Raw genomic sequence first — 23072 nt, 5'->3', positions numbered from 1 at the left:
GGCAAAGGGAGCCTGGTGTCGATGCTTATCTCCCGGTTTTTCATCCTGTTACGATTAAAACACGATTGATAATAATTATTGTTTGATGAGCTATTCGTCGGGCAAGCTTGCGACATCGGCGCCGGTTCGGGCGCCTTCACACCAGCCGTTTGAGTATGTATATGAAGACTCGTCAGGGAGCCCAGTGATGGACGCCTGCAGCCCGAGACCCGCACTGCCCGCCAACGATCCCGACACCGCCCGTTTCGTTTGCCTTGCCATCGCGATCGCCCTGCATCTTGCCGCCTTCTGGTGGCTCTATGCGCACCAGCCTGCACCCATCACCCCGCCCTTGCCGCTGACCCTGTCGGCCCGCTGGGTTGGTGAGGCGGCGACCAATGACGCTCCTGCCAAGGCGGCCCCCGCCCCTGCTCCCACAGCGCAGCAAATACAAAAAGTGCAGCAAAAGGCCAGGCCGTTGCCACTACCCAAAAAACCGCCGCTCAAGCCAGTCAAGAAAAGCGTCAAGCCGGTGGTCAAATCGCTTAAACACAGTCCCCCGCAGGTGCAGCCCGCCAAGGTCATGCCGGTGAGCAGTCTGCAACCGCCGGTCACTGCGCCCGCCCCTGCGACAGCGGCAACGGCCGCACAGGCGAGCGGCGAAAGTGCCAGTCAGCATCCTGCCCACAAGGCTGGCGGCGGCGCTGGCAACAGTGCCCCCATCGCCAGCGATGCACGGCTCAACAACCCCGAGCCCCAATATCCCTATGAGTCGAGACGACGGGGAGAAGAGGGGCGGGTCATCCTCAATGTGCGGGTGACGGCCGAGGGCACCGTCGACTCGGTGGAGGTGGACAAGAGCAGCGGCTATCGGCGGCTGGACATGACGGCCCGCAAAACCGTCAGCCGCTGGAAATTCATTCCTGCCAGACAGAACAACCTGGCCGTCGAGGCCTCGGCAAACGTCACCATCATTTTCAAATTAAGGGCTTGAACATGGATCCTGAAATCGCAAGCAACGGCATGGGCATCGCCCACCTGCTCAGCCAGAACAGCGGCGTGGGGCTGATCCCCTTCATCCTGCTGGTATTGATGTCCCTTGGCACCTGCTATTACGCCCTGCTCAAGGGCTACCTCGCACAGCGGGAACAACGCCTCAACGCCCGCTTCGTCGCCAATTTCTGGCAGCATGACAGCGTGCAGGAGATGGAGCGCCAGCTGGCCCACCTGCCGCCGCAGGAGGCCTATGGCCGGCTGACCGGCGCCGCGCTGGCGGCCGTGGCCCAGCTGAACCGGGCCGAGGAGCGTGCGGTCAGCTGCAAGCTGGGCTCGCCGGATGAATATCTGCTGCGCGCCATGCGCCGTGCCATCACCCAGGAGCGGGTGCGGCTGGAGCAGGGGCTGGCCTTCCTCGCCTCGGTGGGCTCGGCAGCCCCCTTCATCGGGCTGTTCGGTACCGTCTGGGGCATCTACCACGCCCTGCTGGCCATCGGCGCCGCCGGTCAGAGCAGTCTGGACAAGGTTGCCGGCCCTGTGGGTGAAGCGCTGATCATGACCGGCTTCGGCCTCGCAGTCGCCCTGCCGGCCGTGCTCATCTACAACTTCTTCGTGCGGCGCAATCGTCTCAGGCTCGCGGCGCTGGAGGAGTTTGGCCACGATCTGTTCACCCTGCTGGTGACCGGCTTCGAGCAGGTCGCCACCAACAACGTCACCCCGCTGATGGAGCGGGAAACCAGACAGGGGCGCGGCTGATGGCATTTGGCAAACTGTCGGACGAGGGGGACGATCAACCCCTCTCCGAGATCAACATGATCCCGATGATCGACGTCATGCTGGTGCTGCTCATCGTCTTCATGATCACCGCTCCCCTGCTCACCAACGCGGTCAAGCTGGAGCTGCCCGAGGCCAGCAGCCAGCTCAACCAGCCAGACAAGCAGGACATCAACCTCGCCATCGATGGGGCCGGCAAAATCTACTGGAACGATCAGGAGGTCGACGAGGCCGCTCTGCTCGCCAGGATGGAGAGCGCCGGCCAGGCCGAGGGGGAGCTGCCCGAGATCCAGCTGCGCATCGATCGCAAGGTGGAGTACGGCATCATCGCCAGGGTGATGGCTCAGGCCTCCCGGCACGGCCTGCACAAGATTGCCTTCGTGAGCCAGCCGGAGCCGTAACGCTCCCGTCACCCACACGCCGACACCACAGGGCATGGATGCCCTGCTGCCATCCAGGCAGTTGCCAGCACAGGCACCTTGTCGGCATCATGCCGATACAGCGCCAACATTGGCCACCATCACCGCAAGGACGACACCATGAAACCTGCCGATTATGGGCGCCTGCTCCTGCTGGCCACCATCTGGGGCGCCAGCTTCCTGTTCATGCGCATCGCCGCCCCGGCATTTGGCGCCGTCAACACCACCTTCCTGCGGGTACTGTTCGCCCTCATCGGGCTTGCCGTCATGCTCCTGCTGCTGCGCGCCCCCATTGGGTTTCAGGGCAAGCTCAAGTCCGCCATGCTGCTCGGCGTCATCAACTCCGCCATTCCGTTTCTGATGTACGCCATCGCCGCCCTCTGGCTGCCGGCCGGCTACTCGGCCATCCTCAACGCCACCACGCCGCTGATGGGGGCTCTCATCGGCTTTTCCTGCTTCAACGAGCGCCTTGACAGGCGCAAGTGGCTGGGGGTGGTATTGGGGGTGATCGGGATCAGCCTCATCACCACCACCGGCGAGGTGAGTGCCGGTGGGCATCTGCTGCCCGGGGTGCTGGCCTGCCTGTTTGCCACCGCCTGCTACGGCCTCGCCGGCTTTCTCACCCGCAGCTGGATCACCCATCGCGGCGGGCTCGATGCCAAGCTGGTGGCCTTTGGCAGCCAGCTGGGTGCCAGCCTCTTCCTGCTGCCCTTTTTCGCTTACCAGCTGGCGGCCGGCCCCGCGGTCGACTGGGCCGTGCCCACCGCCTGGGCCAGCGTGCTGGCGGTCGGCGTGGTCTGCACCGCCCTCGCCTATCTGCTCTATTTTCGACTGATCGCCGATATCGGCCCGCTACGCAGTCTCACCGTCACCTTCCTGATTCCCCCCTTCGGCATCTTGTGGGGCGCGCTGGTGCTGGGCGAGACCTTGAGCCAGGGCTTCGTGCTGGGGGGCCTGGTCGTCTGCCTCTCGGTCTGGCTGGTGACCAGCCAGGCCAGCACCCCGGCCGTTCAGGCCCGGGCGCAACCTCAGGATCCGGACGCACGCTGAACGGGCCAGCGCCGCTCGGCGTTCGCCCCGAACTGCGTTAAGATGGCGCCATTGTTTTATGCCCCCGCCCCCAAGGCGGGGCACACAGCGCAGGACCAGCCTTGAACTACCGCAACGAACCGAGTCAAAGCAGACAACAGCAGGTCTTTACCGTCACCCGCCTCAACAGCGCCGTGCGCATGATCCTGGAGCAGGATCTGGGGCTGGTGTGGCTGACCGGCGAGCTCTCCAACCTGGCGATGCCAAGCTCCGGCCACTGGTACTTCTCCCTCAAGGACATGTCGGCCCAGGTGCGCTGCGCCATGTTCAAGGGCAACAACCGGCGGGTGGCCTTTCGCCCACAGGACGGCATGCAGGTGCTGGTGCAAGCACGGGTCTCGCTTTATGAGCCGCGCGGCGACTACCAGCTGATCATCGAGTCGATGCAGCCGGCGGGCGACGGCGTGCTGGCGCTGCGCTTTGAGGAGCTCAAGCGCCGCCTCGGCGCCGAGGGGCTGTTTGACGAGGGGCGCAAGCGGCCGCTGCCGCGCGAACCGCGCGCGGTGGGCCTCATCACCTCCGCCACCGGTGCTGCCCTCCATGACATGCTGACCGTGCTCAAACGCCGCGCGCCGGATCTGCCGGTGTTTATCTACCCGACCCAGGTGCAGGGCAGCGCCGCCATCAGCCAGATCGTCTCTGCCATTGCCCTGGCCAACCGCCGCGCCGAGGTGGATGTGCTGATCGTCGGGCGCGGCGGCGGGTCGCTGGAAGATCTCTGGTGCTTCAACGAAGAGGCGGTGGCGCGCGCCATCGCCCACTCCGCCATCCCGGTGGTGAGCGCGGTGGGCCACGAGGTGGATGTCACCATCAGCGACTTTGCCGCCGACTTGCGCGCCCCGACCCCGTCGGCGGCGGCCGAGCTGGTGGCGCCGGATCAGAGCGCCCGTGCCCAGCGCCTCGCCCATCTCAAGCAGCAACTGCTGCAGGCGATGAGCCGCCAGCAGACCGCCGCCCGCCACGATTTCATCCTGCTGCAAAAGCGGCTCGATCATCAGGATCCGAAGCGGCGGCTGGAGCAGCAATCCCAGCGCCTCGACGAGCTCTCCGCCCGCTTGCAGCAGCTGATGAACCACAGACTGCATCAGGGGGAGCGGCGCCTCGCCAATCTGGAGCTGCGCCTGCAGGGCAAGAGCCCGGAGCGCTTGCTGGCCACCGGCAAGCGTCGCCACCAGCTGGCCGAGGAGCGCCTCCATGCCCTCATCGCCAAACGCCAAGACCTTGCTAGCCACCGCCTCGCCATGCTCAGCACCCGCCTCGACGGGGTGAGCCCGCTCGCCACCCTGGGCCGCGGCTACTCCATCACCCGCACCCAGAGCGGTGAGGTGATCAGCCGCGCCGCCCAGGTCGATGCCGGCCAGACGCTGGTCACCCAGCTTGCAGAGGGGCAGCTGCGGGTGCGGGTGGAAGAGGTCCACCAGCCATAACGAACAAGGGGGCACATCAGGTGCCCCCCTTGTTTATCATCTCCTCATTGCACAGCCCTCTCGGCCAGCACACTCACACCAGCGAATGGCGCACCGCCTGCGCCGCATCGGCAGGCGCCGTACCCGACCCCGCCAGCGGGTTGAGCTGCAAGTATTCAAACAACCCTGCCTGCAGATTGACGTTCCAGAAGCGCCCCGCCAGGGTGAGCTCGAGCCGTGCATCACTCAGCGTTGCCAACCCGTGCTGTTGCCAGGCCTCGAACAAGGGTTGCAGATGTGCCCGCAGCGGCGTCGGCAAGCGGGCCAGCGCCAGCCAGCCGCAGTCGAGCGCGCCGCGCAGCAGGCCATCGAGGCGGCCATTGGGATTGCGCCCCATCACCATGCCGGGGGCCCGCTGATCCGCCGCCAGCGCCTCGTGCCAGAGCGCCAGATCCCGGCCATACATGAGGCCGTGCCCATGCACGTTGCCGCCGGCCCCGGCCCCGAAGGGGAGGATCTCGGCGCCGCGCTTGGCCATCTGGTTGTAGCGGCTCTGCTCGGCCTCGCCGCGCCGCCAGTGGCTGCAGGAGAGCCGCTGCCAACCCCCCTGCTCCAGCGTCTGGGCGCCATAGGCATACATGGTGGCCCGCTGCTGGCCGTCGGCGGCCCAGCCGAGCTTGCCCTTCGCCTCGGCACGGGCCAGATGGGTGCCGGCCATGGCGATGAGCTGATAGAGATCCACCCCGTGCACCCCGCTCACCATCACATCCGCGATGTCCTGACGCCACACCGCATCATCCTGGCCCGGCAGGCCGAAGATGAGATCGGCCACGATCACCGCGTCGTCGTGGCGGGTCAGCTCCCCCAGCCGGGTCAGCAGGGTCTCCCGGTCGTCGAAGCGGGCCGCCGCCTGGCGCACCTCGGTATCAAAGCTCTGCACTCCGAACGAGAAGCGGTTGAAGCCGCCCGCCAGCGCACTGTGCCACTTGGCATCATCAAAGCCGTTGAGGCGCCCCTCCAGGGTCACCTCCGCATCCGGGGTCAGGGGAAAACGACGGATGGCGGCGGCCAGCATCGCCAGCTCGTCGGCGCTCATGTCCGTCGGCGTGCCGCCCCCCACATAGACGGCCGAGAAGGGGCGGCTCTGGACAAACGGTGTCTCGGCGGCCCGGGCAAGCGCGCCGCAGAGCGCGTTGACATAGCGGGTAATGCGGGCCGGATTGGCGCCATTTTCAAAGAAATTGCAGAAGCTGCAGCGCTTGCGGCAAAACGGGATGTGGATATAGAGCGCCCGCTCGTCCGCCTCGCTCTCGCGGCGCCACCAGGCTTGCCAGTCGGCATGGTCGAGGGTGAACGGACGCACGCCGCCGCGACTGGCGTGGGCCGAGGTCTTGGCGCCAAAGGCGAACTTGAGGGGATCCGGGGTGGCAAGACCGGTCATGGTCGGGGTCAGCAGTGGTGTCATCGCAGGCAGGCTATCGAGTGAAATAATGCAAATGATAACCACTATCAATAAATGCCAAGTTTGTGCTGGATCAACTCAATGACGAACAACCCTCGTTTGCTACGCACCATTAACCTCTATCATGGATCCAGTTAACAGTTAATTTACTCAAGATGAGGTAGGGTGAGCCGATAGAGAACCATCTCCCCGTTCTGATGAGCAAACGCGGGGAGAGTCATCAACCATTGACGATCGCTCACCTGCGCATGGACCTGCCAACGATGCAAAATCTGTCTCTGAACTGGAAAATCTTTCTCCCCCTCGCCCTGGTCATCGGCTGCACCTTCGCCCTCAGCTTCGAGCTCTCCGCCTGGCTGCAACGGGATCTCGCCATCCGGCTGGCGGGTGAAAAGGTGGAGAGCGCCGCCAACACCTACATGGATCAGCTCAACGTGCTGATGATGACGGGGGCCATCGCCAATCGCCAGATCGTGCAGACCAAGCTCAAGAGCGAGGCCGGCATCGTCGAGGCCCGTCTGATCCGCGCCCCGGCGGTGACCAGCCTGTTCGGCCCAGGCCATCCGGATCAGCAGATTGAAGACAAGCTGGACGAGCGTGCCATCAACCAAGGCGAGACCATTCTCGAGCAGCAGGGCAACCAGCTCACCCTGATCAAGCCCTTCAAGGCTTACAAGGAGTACCGCGGTACCCAGTGCACCACCTGCCATCAGGTGGCGGAAGGCACCGTCATGGGGGCGGTGCGCATCAGTTACGATCTCAGCCACACCTTTGGCGAGATCCATCGCAACAACCTGATCCTGAGCGGCAGCCTGGTGGCGGTGTTCGGGCTGGGCTTCGGCCTGCTGGGCTGGGTGCTGCAACGCTACATCAAGCGGCCGGTACGCCATCTGCAGCTGGCCATGACTCGCATGGCCAAGGAGCGGGATCTCTCTCTCCCCCTGATCAATCCCAACCGGGATGAGCTGGGCGAGATGACCCGCGCCGTCAGCGACATGGTGCAGGGGTTTCGCCACAGCCTGCAGGAGGTGGAGAGCGCCACCCACCAGCTCTATCAGGAGTCCAACCAGATCCGCCAGGTGGCGACCCAGACCGAAGGCTCGGCCCGCCAGCAGGAGAGCATGACGGTACAGGTGGCCGCCGCCGTGAGCGAGCTTGCCGCCAGCTCCCACGAGGTGCGCGAACACGCCCGCAAGAGCGCCGAGCTCTCCGCCCTCACCAACCAGGATGCGGCCAACACCAGTCGCCTCGCCCAGCACTCCATCAACGACATGGGCGAGATGTCGGCTGAGATAGAGCGGGTCGACAAGGTGATCCAGCAGCTCGACAACCGCTGTCTGGCGGTCGACGGGGTGCTGGAGGTGATCAAGGGGATCGCGGATCAGACCAACCTGCTCGCCCTCAACGCCGCCATCGAGGCGGCCCGGGCCGGCGAGCAGGGACGCGGCTTTGCGGTGGTGGCCGACGAGGTGCGCGCCCTCTCCAACCGCAGTCGCGCCGCCAGCGAGGAGATCTCCCAGATGATCGCCGCCCTGCAGAACGAGGCCCAGAGCGCGGTATCGGTGATCGGGGATGCCAAGGCCAAGGCGGACGAGAGCATCCACAAGACAGAGGCGACCCTGGCCGCCATGCAGAACATCATCTGCCGCATCAGCAGCATCAACGATCTCAACGCCCAGATGGCGCAGTCCGCCGAGGAGCAGGACAGGGTCTGCAGCGAGGTGGACGGCTCGGTGAGCGACATTCGCAACACCTCCAACGACACCCTGGGCCAGGCCCACGCCGCCAACCTCGCCAGCGTCCAGCTGGTGGAGCAGTGCCGCAAGCTCGAGCAGCTGCTCAAGACCTACCGCTGGTGATCATCACTGCCGCCCGCTCTGGCCAATAAAAAAGCGCGACCCAGGGTCGCGCTTTTGTTTTGCGTCTTGTTGAGCTGGCGCGCGGCCCGGCCGACATTAGCCTGCGTTGCGGGTGGCCACCGCATCGGCCAGATTGCGCAGCAGGGTCTCGGTGTCGGCCCAGCCGATGCAGGCATCTGTGATGCTCTGACCGAAGGTGAGTTCGCACCCTTCCACCAGATCCTGACGGCCCTCCACCAGGTGGCTCTCCACCATGACGCCGAACACCGCCTTGCTGCCGGCACGCAGCTGACCGGCCACGTCCTCGGCCACCAGCATCTGGTTCTTGAACTGCTTGCTGCTGTTGGCGTGGCTGAAGTCGATCATCACCTTCTGCGGCAGACCGGCCTTGTCCAGCCCCTTCACCACCTCGTCCACGTGAGCGGCGCTGTAATTCGGCTCACGGCCGCCGCGCAGGATGATGTGGCAGTCCGGGTTGCCCCGGGTCGCAACGATGGCGGAGTGGCCGTATTTAGTCACCGACAGGAAGTGGTGCGGCGCGCTGGCGGCGCCGATGGCATCGATGGCCACCTTGATGGTGCCGTCGGTACCGTTCTTGAAGCCCACAGGGCAGGAGAGACCGGAGGCCAGCTCGCGGTGCACCTGGGATTCGGTGGTACGGGCCCCGATGGCGCCCCAGCTCATCAGATCCGCCACGTATTGCGGGGTGATCATGTCGAGGAACTCGGAGGCGGTCGGCTGCCCCATGTCGTTGAGATCCAGCAGCAGCTTGCGACCGATGCGCAGGCCGTCGTTGATCTGGCAACTGTTGTCGAGGTAAGGGTCGTTGATCAGCCCCTTCCAGCCCACCGTGGTGCGCGGCTTCTCGAAATAGACCCGCATCACTATCTCCAGCTGGCCCTTGAGTTCGTCACGCAGCACCTTGAGGCGCTTGCCGTACTCCAGCGCGGCGGCCGGGTCGTGAATGGAACAGGGGCCGATCACCACCAGCAGGCGCTGATCTTCACCGGCCAGGATCTGATGGATGGCCTGACGGGATTCAAAGACGGTATTGGATGCGACCTCGGTGGCCGGAAACTTCTCAAGCACCGCAACCGGGGGTAATAACTCTTTGATTTCACTAATACGAACGTCGTCGGTTTGATGCTGCATGATAAGGCTTCCTGCTAGATGACTGCGATAAAGAAACTTCAATCTAGCCCGCACAAGCAGCGGTGTAAATAGAAAATTACATTATCTAATAAGGAATTTTATTAACCTACCTTGCAAGTTTTAATAATGCTGCTAGGCGAGAATGAAAAGAGGGAGGTAGCAGAGCGGGACAGCCCAAAGAAACAGGCCCGCAGCGAGGCGGGCCTGGGTTCATCACGCGCGCTGACTGATGCTGGCCAGCTTGTCGAAGTAGTCCGGGAAGGTCTTGGAGGTACAACCCGGATCATTGATGGTGACGGCGGTATCGGACAGCGCCACCAGCGAGAAGCACATGGCGATGCGGTGATCGTTGTAGGTATCGATGGCCGCATGCTTGAGCTGCGCTGGCGGGGTGACGGTGATGAAGTCACGCCCCTCCTCTACCTCGACGCCCAGCTTGCGCAGCTCGGTCGCCATGGCGTGCAGACGGTCGGTCTCCTTCACCCGCCAGTTGTAGATGTTGCGAATGGAGGTGGGCCCCTCGGCAAACAGTGCGGCCACGGCGATGGTCATGGCCGCATCGGGGATGTGGTTCATGTCCATGTCGATGCCGTGCAACGGCGCCTGCTCGGCCTCGATGAAGTCATCGCCCCAGGTGATGCGCGCGCCCATCTTCTCCAGCACATCGGCGAAGTGGATGTCGCCCTGAATGCTGTGCTTGCCGATGCCGGTGACTCGCACCTTGCCCTTGATGGCGCCTGCCGCGAGGAAGTAGGAGGCGCTGGAGGCATCCCCTTCCACCAGGAAGTCACCCGGGCTGACGTAGCTCTGGTTGCCCTTGATGTAGAACAGCTTGTAGTTGTCGTGCTCGATGACCACCCCGAACTGCTTCATGATGTGCAGGGTGATGTCGATGTAGGGCTTGGAGACCAGCTCCCCCTTGATGTGGATGCGGGTGTCGCCCGCCGCCATCGGCGCCGCCATCAAAAACGCCGTCAGGAACTGGCTGGAGACGGAACCGTCGACATGGACGTCGCCGCCCCACAGCCCCTTGGCATCCACCACCAGCGGCGGATAACCGTCTTTCTTCAGGTACTGGATATGGGCGCCCGCTTCGCGCAGGGCATCCACCAGATGGCCGATGGGGCGCTCTTCCATGCGCGGTTCCCCGCCCAGGGTGTATTCGCCGGAGCCCAGACACAGGGCGGCGCAGAGCGGTCGCATGGCGGTGCCGGCGTTGCCGAGGAACAGATTGACCGGCTCCTTCACTGCAAAGCTGCGACCCAGACCGTGCACGGTGCACTCGGTCTTGTCGGCGGAGAGCTTGTACTTGACCCCGAGCTGGGTCAGCGCCGCCAGCATGTGACGAATGTCATCGCTGTCGAGCAGGTTGGTGAGTCGGGTGGTGCCACGGGCCAGGGCTGCCAGCAGCAGGGCCCGGTTGGACACGCTCTTGGAGCCGGGCAGATTGACCTCACCGGCCACACGAGAAATGGGTTCCAAACGCAACGAATTCATAGACTTCCTGTACGATCTCAAAAAAATGACCTGACCGGACGTTAGCAGCCCGCGCCCTGCTCGGCAAGACTGCAGGTGGCACAAAAGCAGGCCGCGGGGGCGGCCGGTCCGGCATCAGGGAAAAAACAGACGCCGGGGAGTCCCCGGCGTCGGCAATCGGGGAAAAAACGCCTCAGCCGTGGCGCTTGGCAAAGCCGTCCATAAAGCTGACCAGCGCCTTCACCCCTTCCAGCGGCATGGCGTTGTAGAGGCTGGCGCGCATGCCACCGACGATGCGGTGTCCCTTGAGCGCCAGCAGGCCGGCGGCTTCCGATTCGGCCAGGAACAGCTTGTCCAGCTCGGCATTTTTCAGCTGGAACGGGATGTTCATCCGCGAACGGCAGCTGGCATCCACCTGGTTGCCATAGAAGCTGGACTGATCGAGATAGCCGTAGAGGAAATCGGCCTTCTCCTTGTTGCGCGCTTCCATCGCCGCAAGGCCGCCCTGTTCTTTCAGCCACTCGAACACCAGCCCGGCCAGATACCAGGCGTAGGTGGGCGGGGTGTTGAACATGGAGTCGTTCTTGGCGGTGAGCTGGTAGTCGAAGATCGACGGCACATCGGCGCGGGCCTGGTTCAGCAGATCGTCGCGCACGATGGCGATGGCCAGCCCAGAGGGGCCGATATTCTTCTGGGCGCCGGCATAGATGATGCCAAAGCGGCTCACGTCGATGGAACGGGAGAGGATGGTGGAGGAGAGATCCGCCACCAGCGGCACCTCACCGGTGGCCGGGATGTCGAACATCTCGATGCCATCGATGGTTTCGTTCGGGCAGTAGTGCACATAGGCCGCATCGGCGCGAAACGCCGGGGTCGGCAGCAGGTGGGAGATCCCCTGCTCATTCTTGGCAACACCCTGGAAGGTCTGGATGTCGCCATACTTTTTGGCCTCATCCACCGCGCTCTGGGACCAGACCCCGGTCAGCAGGAAGTCGGCCTTTTTGTTGACGCCTCCCAGCAGGTTCATGGGCACCGCGGAGAACTGGCCGCGGCCGCCGCCGTGCATGAACAGCACCTTGTAGTTGTCCGGCACCGCCAGCAGCTCGCGCAGATCCGCTTCGGCCTTCTCGGCGACCGCCATGTAGGGCTTGCCGCGGTGGGAGAGCTCCATGACCGAGGCTCCCAGCCCCTGGAAATTACAAAATTCGCGCTGGGCGCGCTCCATGACTTCGACCGGCAACATGGCGGGGCCGGCGCAGAAGTTGTAAATCTGTTTGCTCATGACGCTTTCCGTGAGTGGATGAGTGTGATCGGGGACTTGTCTGGTTTTACACAAGTGCAGCCCCCGGATCAAAGGCTTTTTGGGAGCTGGCTCAACCTTTTGCCGACCCGCCGCCAGTGCTCTTGGCAGAAAAAAGCCCTGAACGGGTCAGGGCTTGCAGAGAACATGCGTGGAAATGGGCGCCTGCCGGTGCTCAATGCCCCCGGCCCCCTTTTTTCACCAGGTTACAGCTTGGCGGTGAGCTCCGGCAGCAAGGTGAAGAGATCCCCCACCAGCCCGTAGTCGGCCACCTGGAAGATGGGGGCCTCGCTGTCCTTGTTGATGGCGACGATCACCTTGGACTCTTTCATCCCCGCCAGATGCTGGATAGCGCCCGAGATGCCGACCGCGATGTAGAGCTCGGGGGCCACCACCTTGCCGGTCTGACCCACCTGCAGATCGTTGGCGACAAAGCCCGCATCCACCGCCGCCCGCGAGGCGCCCACCGCGCCGCCCAGCTTGTCGGCCAGCGCCTCGATCAGGGCAAACTGCGCCTTGGAGCCGAGCGCCCGCCCACCGGAGACCACCACCCGCGCCGCCGCGAGCTCAGGTCTGGCGGAGCGCACGGCGCGCCGCTCGATGAGGCGGGTACGGCAAGTCACCTCGCTCACCGGCAAGCGCTCCACCTCTGCCTGGCCGCCGCTCGCCGCCTTGGCGAAGGCGGTAGGCCGGATGGTCAGCACCTTGATGGGAGCGCTGCTCGCCACCCGGGCCACGGCGTTGCCCGCATAGATGGGGCGCAGAAAGGTGTCGCCGCTCTCGATGCCGGTCACCTCGGAGAGCATCTCCACTCCGAGCCTGGCCGCCACCCGCGGCAGCAGATCCTTGCCCTGGGTGCTGGCGGCCATCAGACAGTGCTGATAATCCCGCGCGATATGGGCCAGCAGCGGATCGACTCCGTCGCTCAGCCCCTCTGCCAGCATGGGATGCTCGGCCAGCAGCACCCGGCTCACCCCCTGCAGGGCGGCGGCCTGCTCGCCCGCCTCGGTCAGCCCCTGCCCCAGCAACAGCAGATGCACCTCGCCACCCAGCTGGCCCCCTGCAGTGACCAGACGGGCCACGTTGTCGGCCAACTGGCCCTGATGATGTTCGGCAATGATCAATACGCTCATGACTGCCCCTTGCTATCGTCCGTTGATGTCCCAGCCTGTGTGCCCATCACGCCCCCGAGCCTGTCGCCGGCGGGCGGGGTTCTGTTGATTGCTGGCAGCATCAGAGTACCTTCGCTTCGTGCTTGAGTTTGTCCAGCAGCTCGTCCACCGAGCCCACCATGATGCCGGCGCTGCGGGCAGCGGGGGCCATCACCCCGAGCAGCCGGGTCTGGCCAGCCGGCTCAACGCCGAGGTCGGCAAAGGGCGCGCTCTCGAGCGGCTTGCGCTTGGCCTTCATGATGTTGGGGAGCGAGGCAAAGCGCGGCTCGTTGAGGCGCAGATCCACGGTCACCACCGCCGGCAGCGCCATGCCGAGGGTCTCGAGGCCGCCGTCAATTTCGCGGGTCACCTGCAATTCCCCCTCCACCAGCTTGATGGCGGAGGCGAAGGTGGCGAGCGGCCAGTCATTGAGGGCGGCGAGCATCTGGCCCACCTGGTTGTTGTCGGAATCGATGGACTGCTTGCCGAGCAGCACCAGATCGGGCTTTTCCCGCTCGCACACCTGTTGCAGGGCGCGCGCCACGGTGAGCGGGGTCAGGGTCTCGCCAGTCACGTAATGGCGGGCCCGATCCGCCCCCAGCGCCAGGGCATGACGCAGCTGTTCGGCCGCCGCCTCGGGGCCGAAGGTCACCACCACCAGCTCGGATGCCACGCCGGCTTCGCGCAGCCTGACCCCCTCTTCCACAGCAATTTCACAAAACGGGTTGATCCCCATCTTGACGTTGGCCAGCTCCACGTCCGAGCCATCGCTCTTGACCCGGACCTTGACGTTGTAATCCAGCACCCGCTTGACCGCGACCAGCAGCTTCATGACGCGCATCCCTCGCTTCTGTTGAGTGAATCCATGAAAACCCTCACATTTTTTGCTTACATTTACTTTACGTTTACGTAAACTACCAGCACTACCCTAGGCCAAGTCGAGCACAGAGGCAAGATGGAACGCGAAGCAATGGAATTTGATGTCGTCATCGTCGGTGGCGGCCCGGCGGGACTCAGTGCCGCCATCGCCCTCAAACAGCACAATGCCGAGCTGTCGGTCTGCTTGCTGGAGAAGGGAGCGGAGATCGGCGCCCATCTGCTCTCCGGCGCCCTGCTGGATCCCGTCGCCCTCAAGGAGCTGCTGCCAGAGAGCTGGCAACAGGCCCCGCTCGGGGTCGAGGTCAACGACGATCAGGTGCACCTGCTGCAAAGCGACAGCCGCGCCCTGCAACTGCCCAACTGGGCGGTACCACCGCGCATGCACAACGGGGGCAGCCGCATCATCAGCCTCGGCAACCTCTGTCGCTGGCTCGGTCAGCAGGCCGAGCAGCTGGGAGTCGAAATATACCCGGGTTTTACCGCAAGCGAACTCATCATGGAAGCAGGACGGGTCAAGGGTGTGATCACCGGCGATCTCGGGCTGGATCGGGCGGGCAATCCGAAAGCGGATCACGTGCCCGGCATGGCGCTGCTCGGTCGCTACACCCTGTTTGCCGAAGGGGCCCGTGGCCATCTCGGCAAGCAGCTGATCGCCGACTTTCATCTGGAAAGCGCCGCCCAGCCGCAGCACTACGCCATCGGTTTCAAGGAGCTGTGGCAGCTCCCCCCCGGCCAGGGCAAAGCGGGCCAAGTGCTGCACGGCAGCGGCTGGCCGCTCTCCGAAGGGAAGGAAGACAAGAGCCAGGGCGGCTTCTATCTCTACCATCTGGAGCAGGATCAGGTGGCGGTCGGTCTCATCGTCGATCTCAACTACCGCAACCCCTGGCTCAGCCCGTTTGACGAGTTTCAGCGCCTCAAGCACCACCCGCTCATCGCCGCGGCATTGCAGGGGGGCGAGCGCATCAGCTACGGTGCCCGCGCCATCGCCAAGGGGGGCTGGCACTCCCTGCCCCGCATGCACTTTCCCGGCGGCCTGCTCATCGGTTGCGATGCAGGCACCCTCGACTTCTCCCGCATCAAGGGGATCCACACCGCCATGAAGTCCGGCATGCTGGCGGCCAAGACAGTTGCCATGAGTCTGCGCGGCGGCGATGAAGGGGGCCGGGATCTGGCCGAATACGGCGATGCGCTGCAACAGAGCTGGCTGGCCTTGGAGCTCAAAACAGCGCGCAACTTCGGCGCCGCCCTGCACCGCTGGGGCCCCTGGCTCGGCGGCGCCTTCAACTGGCTGGAGCAGCGGCTGTTTGCTCGCACCTCGCCGTTCACCCTGCTGGACAAGGAGCCGGACTACCGTCAGCTGCGCATGGCCAGCCGCTGCCAACCCATCGACTACCCCAAGCCGAACGGCAGGCTCAGCTTTGACAAGCTTTCGTCGGTGTACCTGGCCAACACCAGCCACGACGAGGATCAACCCTGCCACCTCAAGCTGCAGGACGAGACTATCCCGGTGGCGGTCAACCTGCCCACCTGGGCCGAACCCGCCCAGCGCTACTGCCCGGCCGGGGTGTTCGAGATCCTGGGCTCGGAGAGCCAGCCCCGCCTGCAGATCAACGCGGCCAACTGCATCCACTGCAAGACCTGCGACATCAAGGATCCGAGCCAGAACATCGTCTGGACACCGCCGCAGGGCGGCTGTGGCCCCAACTATCCCAATATGTAACAGGCTTGCCCATGCAGACCTGCGCAGATAACAAGGATGCGCAGCCCAGAAGGGCGGCTGCGGCCCCAACTATCCCAATATGTGATGAAAAAACCGCTGTGCAGACAACAATAATGCTCAGCCTCAACACATCAAATAGAGGCGGTTTCCGGCGCACGGCCGGGGGCTGTCGCAGGACACTCGGCAGCCTATCATCCCGGCCGGTGAACCCGGCTCCTCCCGCGTGCCGGGGGGAATAAAGGAGGCGACGCCGGGATCACCCGTTTCGAGGTCGGCGTGGCTGCTCCGACCTCGCTGTTTTTTTGAGCGAACAGGCTGAACCTCCGATGAATAGGCCCTGACAAGCGCGGCCCGCCCCTGTATAGTTCGCCGCATTCAGGTTTTCCATCGGCCCGTTCAGCTTGTCCACGGGATCGCTTTCTACGCGCTCTAAGGCCGCATGACCTGTGCAACCATCCCTGATTACCCATGACTTCTTAAGGGGGGACAGATGATCACCGCCTACATTCTCAATAACAAGGTACTGGACATAGTCACGCTCGGGCCTGACGACATAGTGCCTGACAACACCGTCTGGCTGGATGCCTACAAGCCGGACACGGCGGAACGAGAATGGTTGACGGGCCTGTTTCTGGAAGAGGTGCCCGACAAGGAGGAGCTCGATGACATCGAAGCATCCGCCCGTTTCTACTGGGATACCGACGGTCTGCACATTCACTCCCTGTTTCCCCAGCGGATCGGCCGTGACACCAAGGGTGTCCACGTCTCCTTTACCCTGCGCAACAACCTGCTGATCAGCATCCGCGAGGATGACATCGGCCTGGTGCGCCTGCTGCGCCACTACATGCGCCAGGATCGGCTGGAGGTGGAAGACGCCCTCGACATCCTGCTGGAGGTGCAAAACCTCAAGGTGGAATACCTCTCCGATCTCATCGAAGATGGCTACAAGACCCTGGAAAACACCGCCGATCAGATCTTCGAGCCGGATCAGATCAATCCCATGCTCAAGGAGTTGATGGCCCAGGAAGAGGCCAACGGCCAGATCCGTCTCTCCCTGCACGATACCCGTCGCGCTCTGCGCTTCTTGAAACGCAGCCTGCGCCAACGCATGACGGGCGAGCAGAACAAGTGGATCGACGAGATGCTGCACGACGTGGAGTCCCTGCTGCCCCACACCCAGTTCCTGTTCGACAAGATCAACTTCCAGCTGGAGGCCTCCATGGGGGTCACCAACCTGGAGCAGAACAAGGTGATCAAGATCTTCTCGGTGGCGGCTGTCATCTTCCTGCCGCCGACCCTTATCGCCAGCATCTACGGCATGAACTTCGGTCGCATGCCGGAGCTCGCCTGGGAGTACGGCTATCCCCTCTCCCTGGTGTTGATGGTGATGTCATCGCTCGGCACCGGTCTCTTCTTCAAGCGAAAAGGCTGGCTGTGACGCCGGCGACCCGGCACGAAAAGAGATAAGCGGATTGGGGGGCATGGCCCCCCGATTAATTCCCGCCCCTCGCCCGCCTTGCAAAGGGCGCCCCTTCGCCCCATATCCCCTTCATCCTTTGCACAGACGACCCCGGGCAACCATGACCCTCTACCCCGAACACAGATACGACGATCACGGCCAGTTGCGTCCCCCGCTCTGGTTCTGGCCCATCGCTCTCTTGCTGACCCGCTCGGTCTGGCTGTTTCTGATGGCCGGCGTCACCCGCGAGAGCGGCAGCGCCATCCTGACCCTCTTCTACCCGGACCGGCTCACCCTCTACATCAGCCTGCTGACCGACGTGCCCGCCATGCTGGCGCTGCTCGCCTGCGGCGGCACCTATCAACAGACCCGCAGCTTCCGGGCCTGGCTCAGGCGCCACAGCCCCTTGCTGCTGCTCTGCTCTGCCGTCAGCGGCCTGCTGATGCAACTGCACAGCCTCAATCTGCAGAAGTGGTCGTTCAGCTGGCCCACCGCCCTGGTGCTGGTCGCTACCCTCTGGTCACTCTGGTATCTGCTGCGCAGCCGCCAGTTGCGTGAATACGCGGTGGATCAACCCCACTGAAGGGCGAGTCGGCTCACTGGCGGGTGACCCGGATCTGCAGGGTCTGGCGATCACTCTGAGTACCGCCGCCCCCCTGCAACTGGGTGCCCAGGCTGCTGCCCTGCTGCGCCGCGCTGGTGGAGAGCTCCCCCACCGTCAGCCACTGACCGGGGGAGCCGCTCACCTCGGTGGCACTCTGCCCCCGGTTGATGGTGCCCTGCTCCAGCCTGGCCTGCTCGCTGCTGAGCGCTATCTGTACCCTGTCGCCGATCAGGGTGGCGGTGGCGTAGAGGCCATTTACCAACGGCATCAGCCCCACCACCTGGCCACCGCGCCACTGATAGAAGGTGACCGGCTGATAGGTGCCCATCTGCAATAGCACCGGCCGACCCGACAGGCCACGTACCTGCCAGCTGTCGTTCTGGCTGTGCTGATACTGCTGGGCATTGCCCTCCAGCAGCCACTGCCGCTTGGCCGCATCCCGGCCCAACCCCACACCGGCCTGCTGGCCGCTGGAAGCGCCATCCACCCGCCACTCGATGAGCAGGCTCTGGGGCGGCTGGTTGAATTTGGCCAGCGCCGCTTCGGCCTCCTGCAGCTGGGCGGCGCTGCCGCTCAGCACCAGCTGGTTGCCCATGGCGCTCACCCCCAGCTCAGGATAGAGATCCTTGAGGGTCTGCACAGCCGCCTGCGTCTCGAATACCGGGATCACCTTCACCTCGGCCCGCAGCGGCAGGCACCAGAGCCCCCACAGCAGCCAGAGTCCGCACCAATTCCATCTTCTCATCTTCTCCTCCCGTCCCACTCGGCAGCCCTCCGCCTCATCGGCCTGCTCATCACCTCGTCATCATGGGCCATCCCGCCCGCTTTTCAATGATTTTGCCCGTGAGCGGTGAACGCCGTGCAGGTCAGGTCCTTCATTTTTCGATGAAAAGAGCGGAGATAGATCAAATAACACAAATAAAAATGATTACCATTTGTTGTCACGAAAAAATCGCTCGGATACAATTCGGTCTCATTTTTTCGAGCTTGCCGTCGATGAAGCCTGTGACCACCACCCCCGCCGCCATCCACCTTGCCCTGCTGGTCAACATGCTCTCCATGGGCAGCATGATGATGGTGATGCCCCTTGGGCCGGATCTGGTCATCAGCCTCGGCATGCAGCCGGAACAGACCGGCTACTTCAGCGGCGGTGCCACTCTGGGGGCCGCCCTGATGGGGCTCATCGCCGCCCCCTGGCTCGATCGGGTCAATCGCAAGCCCGCCCTGCTGGTGCTGCTCACCCTGCGTTTTCTGCTGCTGATGGCCTGCACCCTGGTGCAAGACAGCCAGCAGCTGCTGGTGTTGTTTGTCCTGTCCGGCTGTGTGGCCGGCCCGCTCGCCGCCATCTTGATGGCAGCCGTGCTGGATCTGGTACCGCCGGCCGAGCGGGGCCGCCGCCTCGCCTACGTGGGCATGGCGTTCTCCCTGGCCGCCATTCTGGTGGTGCCCATCGCCCTGGTGCTGGCCCAGTGGTTTGGCTGGCAGAGCCCCTTCCTGCTGTTTGGTGTCTGCGGTCTGCTGCTGGCACTGCTGAGCAGCCGCCTGCTGCCCTCCTTGCCGGTCAACCGCGCCCCTCACGGCAGCGGCCTGCGCCAGCTGCTGGCCTCGCCGCTCTGCCAGGGGGCCCTGTTGATCCTCTGCCTGCAGATGTTCGGCCACTTTCTGCTGATCCCGCACTTTGCCAACTACTTCCAGTTCAACCTCGCCTTCCCGCGCGAGCAGATCGCCGCCCTCTACCTGTGCGGCGGCCTCGCCAGCATGGCCACCATGCGGCTGTGCGGTGGCTGGATTGATCAGGGCCGGGCCCGGGCTGCCATCCTGATCACCAGCCTGCTGCTGGCGCTGATCACTTTGCTCGGTTTCGCCATGCCGGTCGGCGTGCCCGTCTACCTGCTGTTCACCCTGTTCATGGCGCTGAGCTCGGCCCGATCCAGTTCGACCCTCGCCATCACCGCATCCATCCCGGCCCCTCATCAGCGCGCCGCCTTCATGTCTTTTCAGGGCACGGTCACCAATGTGGCGGCCGGGCTTGGCAGCCTGCTCTCCGCCAGGTTGCTGGTGTCGGATCAGAGCGGCGCCCTGCACGGCTTTGCTGGGCTCGCCTGGATCAATATCGGCTGCGGTCTGCTGGCCTGCGGCGGTGTCTGGCTCCTGCTCAAGGGGCTGGCACAGACAAGGAACAACAATAACCCCGAGTCTGGCCCCGCCAGACAAGGAAGTCAGTGAGCCACCGGCCCCAGAGCCGGACCCCATAACCTCTGTTTTATTCATGGAGTTTTGACTATGCAGTTGCAGCCTGGCGTCTTTCGCCTGAACCCCATCCTGCTCTCCCTCGGTCTTATCGCCCTGCCGGGCCTGGCCCAGGCCGAAGCGCCCAAAGCCAACGAGACCCTGGTGGTCACCGCCACCCAGACCAAGCACACCGAGCTCTCCGCGCCGGCCAGCGTCTCCGTGGTGACCCGCACCGATCTGGACAAGATGAACGCCAACAACATCGGCGAAGCGCTCAAGCACGTGCCCGGCGTCAACGTCATCGGCACCAACCCCACCGGCCGCAACGAGATCAAGATCCGCGGCATGGGCGGCGACTACACCCTGCTGCTGATCAACGGCAAGCGGGTCAACGCCCGCGAGACCCTGGGCAGCTCGTTTGGCAATGACTTCGACTTGAGCTCCATCCCCATGGCTGCCATCGAGCGCATCGAGGTGATCCGCGGTCCCGTCTCCTCCCTCTATGGCGCCGACGCCCTCGGCGGCGTGGTCAACGTGATCCTGCGCCAGGCCAAGGAGCAGACCGAGGCGGCCTTCGGCTACACCCACACCATGCCCACCAAGGGTGATGGCGGCGATGCCAACCGTGGCAACGCCTTCGTCTCCGGCGCCCTGATCGACAACAAGCTGCTCGGCAGCCTGGTGGTGGAAGGCTATCAGCGCGACCGCTGGCACAGCGATCAGTCCAACAACAAGGACGCAGATGCGCTGGAGAAACGGGAAGTGGTCAACATGCTCTCCAGCCTGAAGTGGCTGGTCAGCGACAACCAGGACGTGGAGTTCGATCTGGGCTACAACCAGAACGACATGGACAGCTACTTCAACAACGTGCCGCGCGCCCCCACAGCCCCGGCCACTCCGCACAACGTGCAAAAACTCGATCGGCTGAGCCTGGGGGTCACCCACAACGGCCGTTGGGAACACTTCGACAGCCGGGCCCGCTACTACTTCGAGCAGACCGATCTGATGGATGACTCCCAGCTCAACGGCGGCGCGGCCGACGTCACCCAGACCAACCACACCGTCGACGGCCAGCTGAGCGGCTACCTCGGGGATCACCTGCTGACTTCCGGCGCGGAATTCCGCAAAACCGAGCTGGAACACAGCCGCAGCATCACCAACGGCAGCGTGGATGCAAGCCAAAGCGCTCTCTATCTGCAAGACGAGTTCGGCTTTGGCGATCTGGCGCTGACCCTCTCCGGTCGTCTGGATCACCACGAAACCTATGGCAACGAGTTCAGCCCGCGTGCCTATGCACTCTACAAGCTGAGCGACGAGTGGGTGATCAAGGGCGGCGCCGGCAAGGCGTTCAAGGCCCCGACCCTGGCCCAGTCCAGCGAAGGCTTCGCCACCACCGCCTGCCGCGGCGCCTGCAAGGTAGTCGGCAACCCGGATCTGAAACCGGAAACCGCAGTCAGCTACGAGCTGGGCACCGCCTATGAGGCACAACGCTTTGGCGCCGGCCTCACCGGCTTCCACAACGACATCGAGGATCTGATCCAGAGCGATCAGTGGGGCCCGGGCTACCGTCCGAGCGTGATGACCTACCTCAACGTCAAGAAGGCGCGGGTCAAAGGGCTGGAGCTGACCGGCTGGGTCGATGTGATGGACGACGTCAAGCTGACCGGCAACTGGACCATGCTGGACTCCGAAGACAAGAGCACCGGCGACGATCTGGCCAAGACCCCGGATCACACCGGCAACCTGAGCCTGGATTGGCAAGCCACCGAGATCGTCAGCACCAACCTGGCCTGGCAGTACGTGGGCAGCCAGTTCATCAAGGTGCCGATGCACAACTCCCAGGCGCTCAAGTCCGACAGCTACCAGACCCTGGACGTCAACACCAAGTGGAAGGTCACCCCGGCGCTCGACTTCAAGCTGGGCATCACCAACCTCACCAACACCAAGCGTGACCAGGTCGCCACCGACGCCGACTTCATTCTGGAAGGTCGTACCGTCTACGCCGGCGTGGACTACAAGCTGTAAGCCCCGCAGGGGAGTCCGTCAGGACTCCCCTCTTTCTGCTGTTATTGCCTCGACATGAAGGAGTAGCCGGGTGCAGAGACACCAAACACACCTGTTCTGGCTGGGAGTGATCCTCCTGTTCCTGCTGATCTGTCTGTCACTGGCCACTGGCGCCGGTGTCTATGGTGGCCGCGAGGTCGCCGGTTTTCTGCTGGGCGATCCCGCCCTCGTGGCCGATGAAAAACTCGCCATGATAGTTCACACCCTGCGTCTGCCCCGCACTCTGTGTGCCCTGGTGGTGGGCGTCTCTCTGGCGCTGGCGGCCTCCATGCTGCAAAGCGCCACCCGCAATCCGCTGGCCGAACCCGGCCTGCTCGGGGTCAACGCCGGGGCCGTGTTCGCCCTGGTGATTGGCCTCACCTATTTTGGCGTCGAATCCGCCTACGGTTACCTGCTCTGGTCCGGCATGGGGGCCCTGCTCGGCAACCTCATCGTGCTGGGCCTCGGTCTGATGGTGGGGCGCTCCAACCCCCTCAAGCTCATTCTGGTGGGGGTCGCCCTCTCCGCCACCTTCGGCGGCCTCTCCAACTTCCTGCTGCTCTCCAACCAGGTGGTGCTGGAGCAGTTCCGCTTCTGGAATCTGGGGTCGCTGGCCGCCTCGGATCTCGATGCGGTGCTCACCGTGATGCCCTTTGCCCTGCTCGGCCTGCTGCTGACCCTGGCGCTCTGTCGCCAGCTCACCCTGATGCAGATGGGTGACAACCAGGCGCTGGCGCTCGGCATCCGGCCGACCCGGGTGCGCATCGGCGTGCTCTTGGCCGCCACCCTGTTTACCGCCTGCGCCATCGCCATCGCCGGCCCCATCGGCTTCGTCGGTTTTCTCGCCGCCTACTGCGCCCGTCTGGTGGAGCCGGTGCGCCTCGCCATCCAGGTGCGCTTCTCCGCCCTGTTCGGGGTGCTCTTTCTGCTCGGCGCCGACATCCTGGCGCGCTGGCTGATCCAGCCGTTCGAGCTGCCCAACGGGGTGATCCTGGCGCTGATCGGTGCCCCCGTGCTCATCCTGGTGGTGCGCAGCGGCGGCTTCCGCGCCCTGCTGGCCGTCAAATAAGGT

General features: G+C 64.2%; 19 protein-coding genes. 12 read left to right on the top strand and 7 right to left on the bottom strand.

What is annotated here, in order from left to right; translation table 11 throughout:
• The first annotated feature begins 187 nt into the window (after positions 1-187).
• The 5 genes from CK627_RS13760 to xseA all read left to right on the top strand — a co-directional run bounded on the left by CK627_RS13760 (position 188) and on the right by xseA (position 4684).
• Complete coding sequence (locus CK627_RS13760; protein ID WP_095592632.1) at positions 188-973, top strand: energy transducer TonB; 786 nt, start codon at positions 188-190, stop codon at positions 971-973.
• A 2-nt stretch (positions 974-975) separates the two neighbouring features.
• Complete coding sequence (locus CK627_RS13755; protein ID WP_095592631.1) at positions 976-1731, top strand: MotA/TolQ/ExbB proton channel family protein; 756 nt, start codon at positions 976-978, stop codon at positions 1729-1731.
• Positions 1731-2150 (top strand): ExbD/TolR family protein, encoded by a 420-nt coding sequence (locus tag CK627_RS13750; protein ID WP_095592630.1) that lies wholly within the window; start codon positions 1731-1733, stop codon positions 2148-2150. Before CK627_RS13755 ends, CK627_RS13750 begins: the two co-directional genes overlap by 1 nt.
• A gap of 138 nt (positions 2151-2288) precedes the next feature.
• On the top strand, positions 2289-3218 hold the full coding sequence (locus CK627_RS13745; protein ID WP_095592629.1) for a DMT family transporter: 930 nt from the start codon (positions 2289-2291) through the stop codon (positions 3216-3218).
• Between the two features lie 101 nt (positions 3219-3319).
• A complete protein-coding gene (gene xseA / locus CK627_RS13740; RefSeq protein WP_095592628.1) occupies positions 3320-4684 on the top strand; it encodes an exodeoxyribonuclease VII large subunit in 1365 nt (454 codons plus the stop codon).
• A 73-nt stretch (positions 4685-4757) separates the two neighbouring features.
• Here the strand turns inward: xseA and hutW are convergent, their stop codons facing one another.
• The gene (hutW, locus tag CK627_RS13735; protein ID WP_167385354.1) at positions 4758-6128 is read right to left on the bottom strand and encodes a heme anaerobic degradation radical SAM methyltransferase ChuW/HutW; all 1371 of its coding nucleotides are present in this window, start codon (positions 6126-6128) and stop codon (positions 4758-4760) included.
• Between the two features lie 260 nt (positions 6129-6388).
• On the opposite strand from hutW, the gene CK627_RS13730 reads away from it, so the two are divergent.
• Positions 6389-7984, top strand: coding sequence for a methyl-accepting chemotaxis protein (locus CK627_RS13730; protein ID WP_167385353.1), 1596 nt, complete (start codon positions 6389-6391; stop codon positions 7982-7984).
• A 96-nt stretch (positions 7985-8080) separates the two neighbouring features.
• Here the strand turns inward: CK627_RS13730 and aroG are convergent, their stop codons facing one another.
• The 5 genes from aroG to CK627_RS13705 form a co-directional block, all read right to left on the bottom strand.
• Positions 8081-9136, bottom strand: a complete 1056-nt coding sequence (gene aroG / locus CK627_RS13725) for a 3-deoxy-7-phosphoheptulonate synthase AroG (RefSeq protein ID WP_095592626.1) — start codon at positions 9134-9136, stop codon at positions 8081-8083.
• Positions 9137-9349: 213 nt separating this feature from the next.
• The gene (gene aroA / locus CK627_RS13720) at positions 9350-10633 is read right to left on the bottom strand and encodes a 3-phosphoshikimate 1-carboxyvinyltransferase (RefSeq protein ID WP_010633771.1); all 1284 of its coding nucleotides are present in this window, start codon (positions 10631-10633) and stop codon (positions 9350-9352) included.
• A 172-nt stretch (positions 10634-10805) separates the two neighbouring features.
• Entirely contained in the window at positions 10806-11894 is a 1089-nt protein-coding gene (gene serC / locus CK627_RS13715) for a 3-phosphoserine/phosphohydroxythreonine transaminase (protein ID WP_095592624.1), read from the bottom strand.
• Positions 11895-12118: 224 nt separating this feature from the next.
• The gene (locus CK627_RS13710) at positions 12119-13045 is read right to left on the bottom strand and encodes an electron transfer flavoprotein subunit alpha/FixB family protein (RefSeq protein WP_017786872.1); all 927 of its coding nucleotides are present in this window, start codon (positions 13043-13045) and stop codon (positions 12119-12121) included.
• Positions 13046-13145: 100 nt separating this feature from the next.
• A complete protein-coding gene (locus tag CK627_RS13705; RefSeq protein ID WP_167385352.1) occupies positions 13146-13895 on the bottom strand; it encodes an electron transfer flavoprotein subunit beta/FixA family protein in 750 nt (249 codons plus the stop codon).
• A 123-nt stretch (positions 13896-14018) separates the two neighbouring features.
• Between CK627_RS13705 and CK627_RS13700 the strand changes: the two genes are divergently transcribed.
• From CK627_RS13700 to CK627_RS13690, 3 genes are all read left to right on the top strand, one after another.
• A complete protein-coding gene (locus CK627_RS13700; protein ID WP_095592622.1) occupies positions 14019-15662 on the top strand; it encodes an electron transfer flavoprotein-ubiquinone oxidoreductase in 1644 nt (547 codons plus the stop codon).
• Between the two features lie 490 nt (positions 15663-16152).
• Positions 16153-17100, top strand: coding sequence for a magnesium/cobalt transporter CorA (gene corA, locus CK627_RS13695; protein ID WP_005301617.1), 948 nt, complete (start codon positions 16153-16155; stop codon positions 17098-17100).
• A gap of 142 nt (positions 17101-17242) precedes the next feature.
• Complete coding sequence (locus CK627_RS13690) at positions 17243-17704, top strand: DUF2919 domain-containing protein (RefSeq protein ID WP_005301619.1); 462 nt, start codon at positions 17243-17245, stop codon at positions 17702-17704.
• Between the two features lie 13 nt (positions 17705-17717).
• On the opposite strand, the gene CK627_RS13685 is transcribed toward CK627_RS13690, so the two are convergent.
• Positions 17718-18470 carry a hypothetical protein gene (locus CK627_RS13685; protein ID WP_095592620.1) on the bottom strand — a complete coding sequence of 251 codons (753 nt, stop codon included), beginning with the start codon at positions 18468-18470 and terminating at the stop codon, positions 17718-17720.
• A 251-nt stretch (positions 18471-18721) separates the two neighbouring features.
• Here CK627_RS13685 and CK627_RS13680 point away from each other — a divergent pair, with 251 nt between their 5' ends.
• From CK627_RS13680 to CK627_RS13670, 3 genes are all read left to right on the top strand, one after another.
• Positions 18722-19951 (top strand): siderophore amonabactin export MFS transporter, encoded by a 1230-nt coding sequence (locus tag CK627_RS13680; protein ID WP_157737184.1) that lies wholly within the window; start codon positions 18722-18724, stop codon positions 19949-19951.
• A gap of 57 nt (positions 19952-20008) precedes the next feature.
• Entirely contained in the window at positions 20009-21982 is a 1974-nt protein-coding gene (locus tag CK627_RS13675) for a siderophore amonabactin TonB-dependent receptor (protein WP_095592618.1), read from the top strand.
• Positions 21983-22052: 70 nt separating this feature from the next.
• On the top strand, positions 22053-23069 hold the full coding sequence (locus CK627_RS13670) for an amonabactin ABC transporter permease subunit 2 (protein WP_017779624.1): 1017 nt from the start codon (positions 22053-22055) through the stop codon (positions 23067-23069).
• Positions 23070-23072: the final 3 nt, after the last annotated feature.

The organism is Aeromonas dhakensis, from assembly GCF_002285935.1.
Taxonomy (GTDB): Bacteria; Pseudomonadota; Gammaproteobacteria; order Enterobacterales; family Aeromonadaceae; genus Aeromonas; species Aeromonas dhakensis.
Note: the sequence above shows the minus strand (reverse complement) of the source record. Positions and strands in the feature narration are given on the sequence as shown.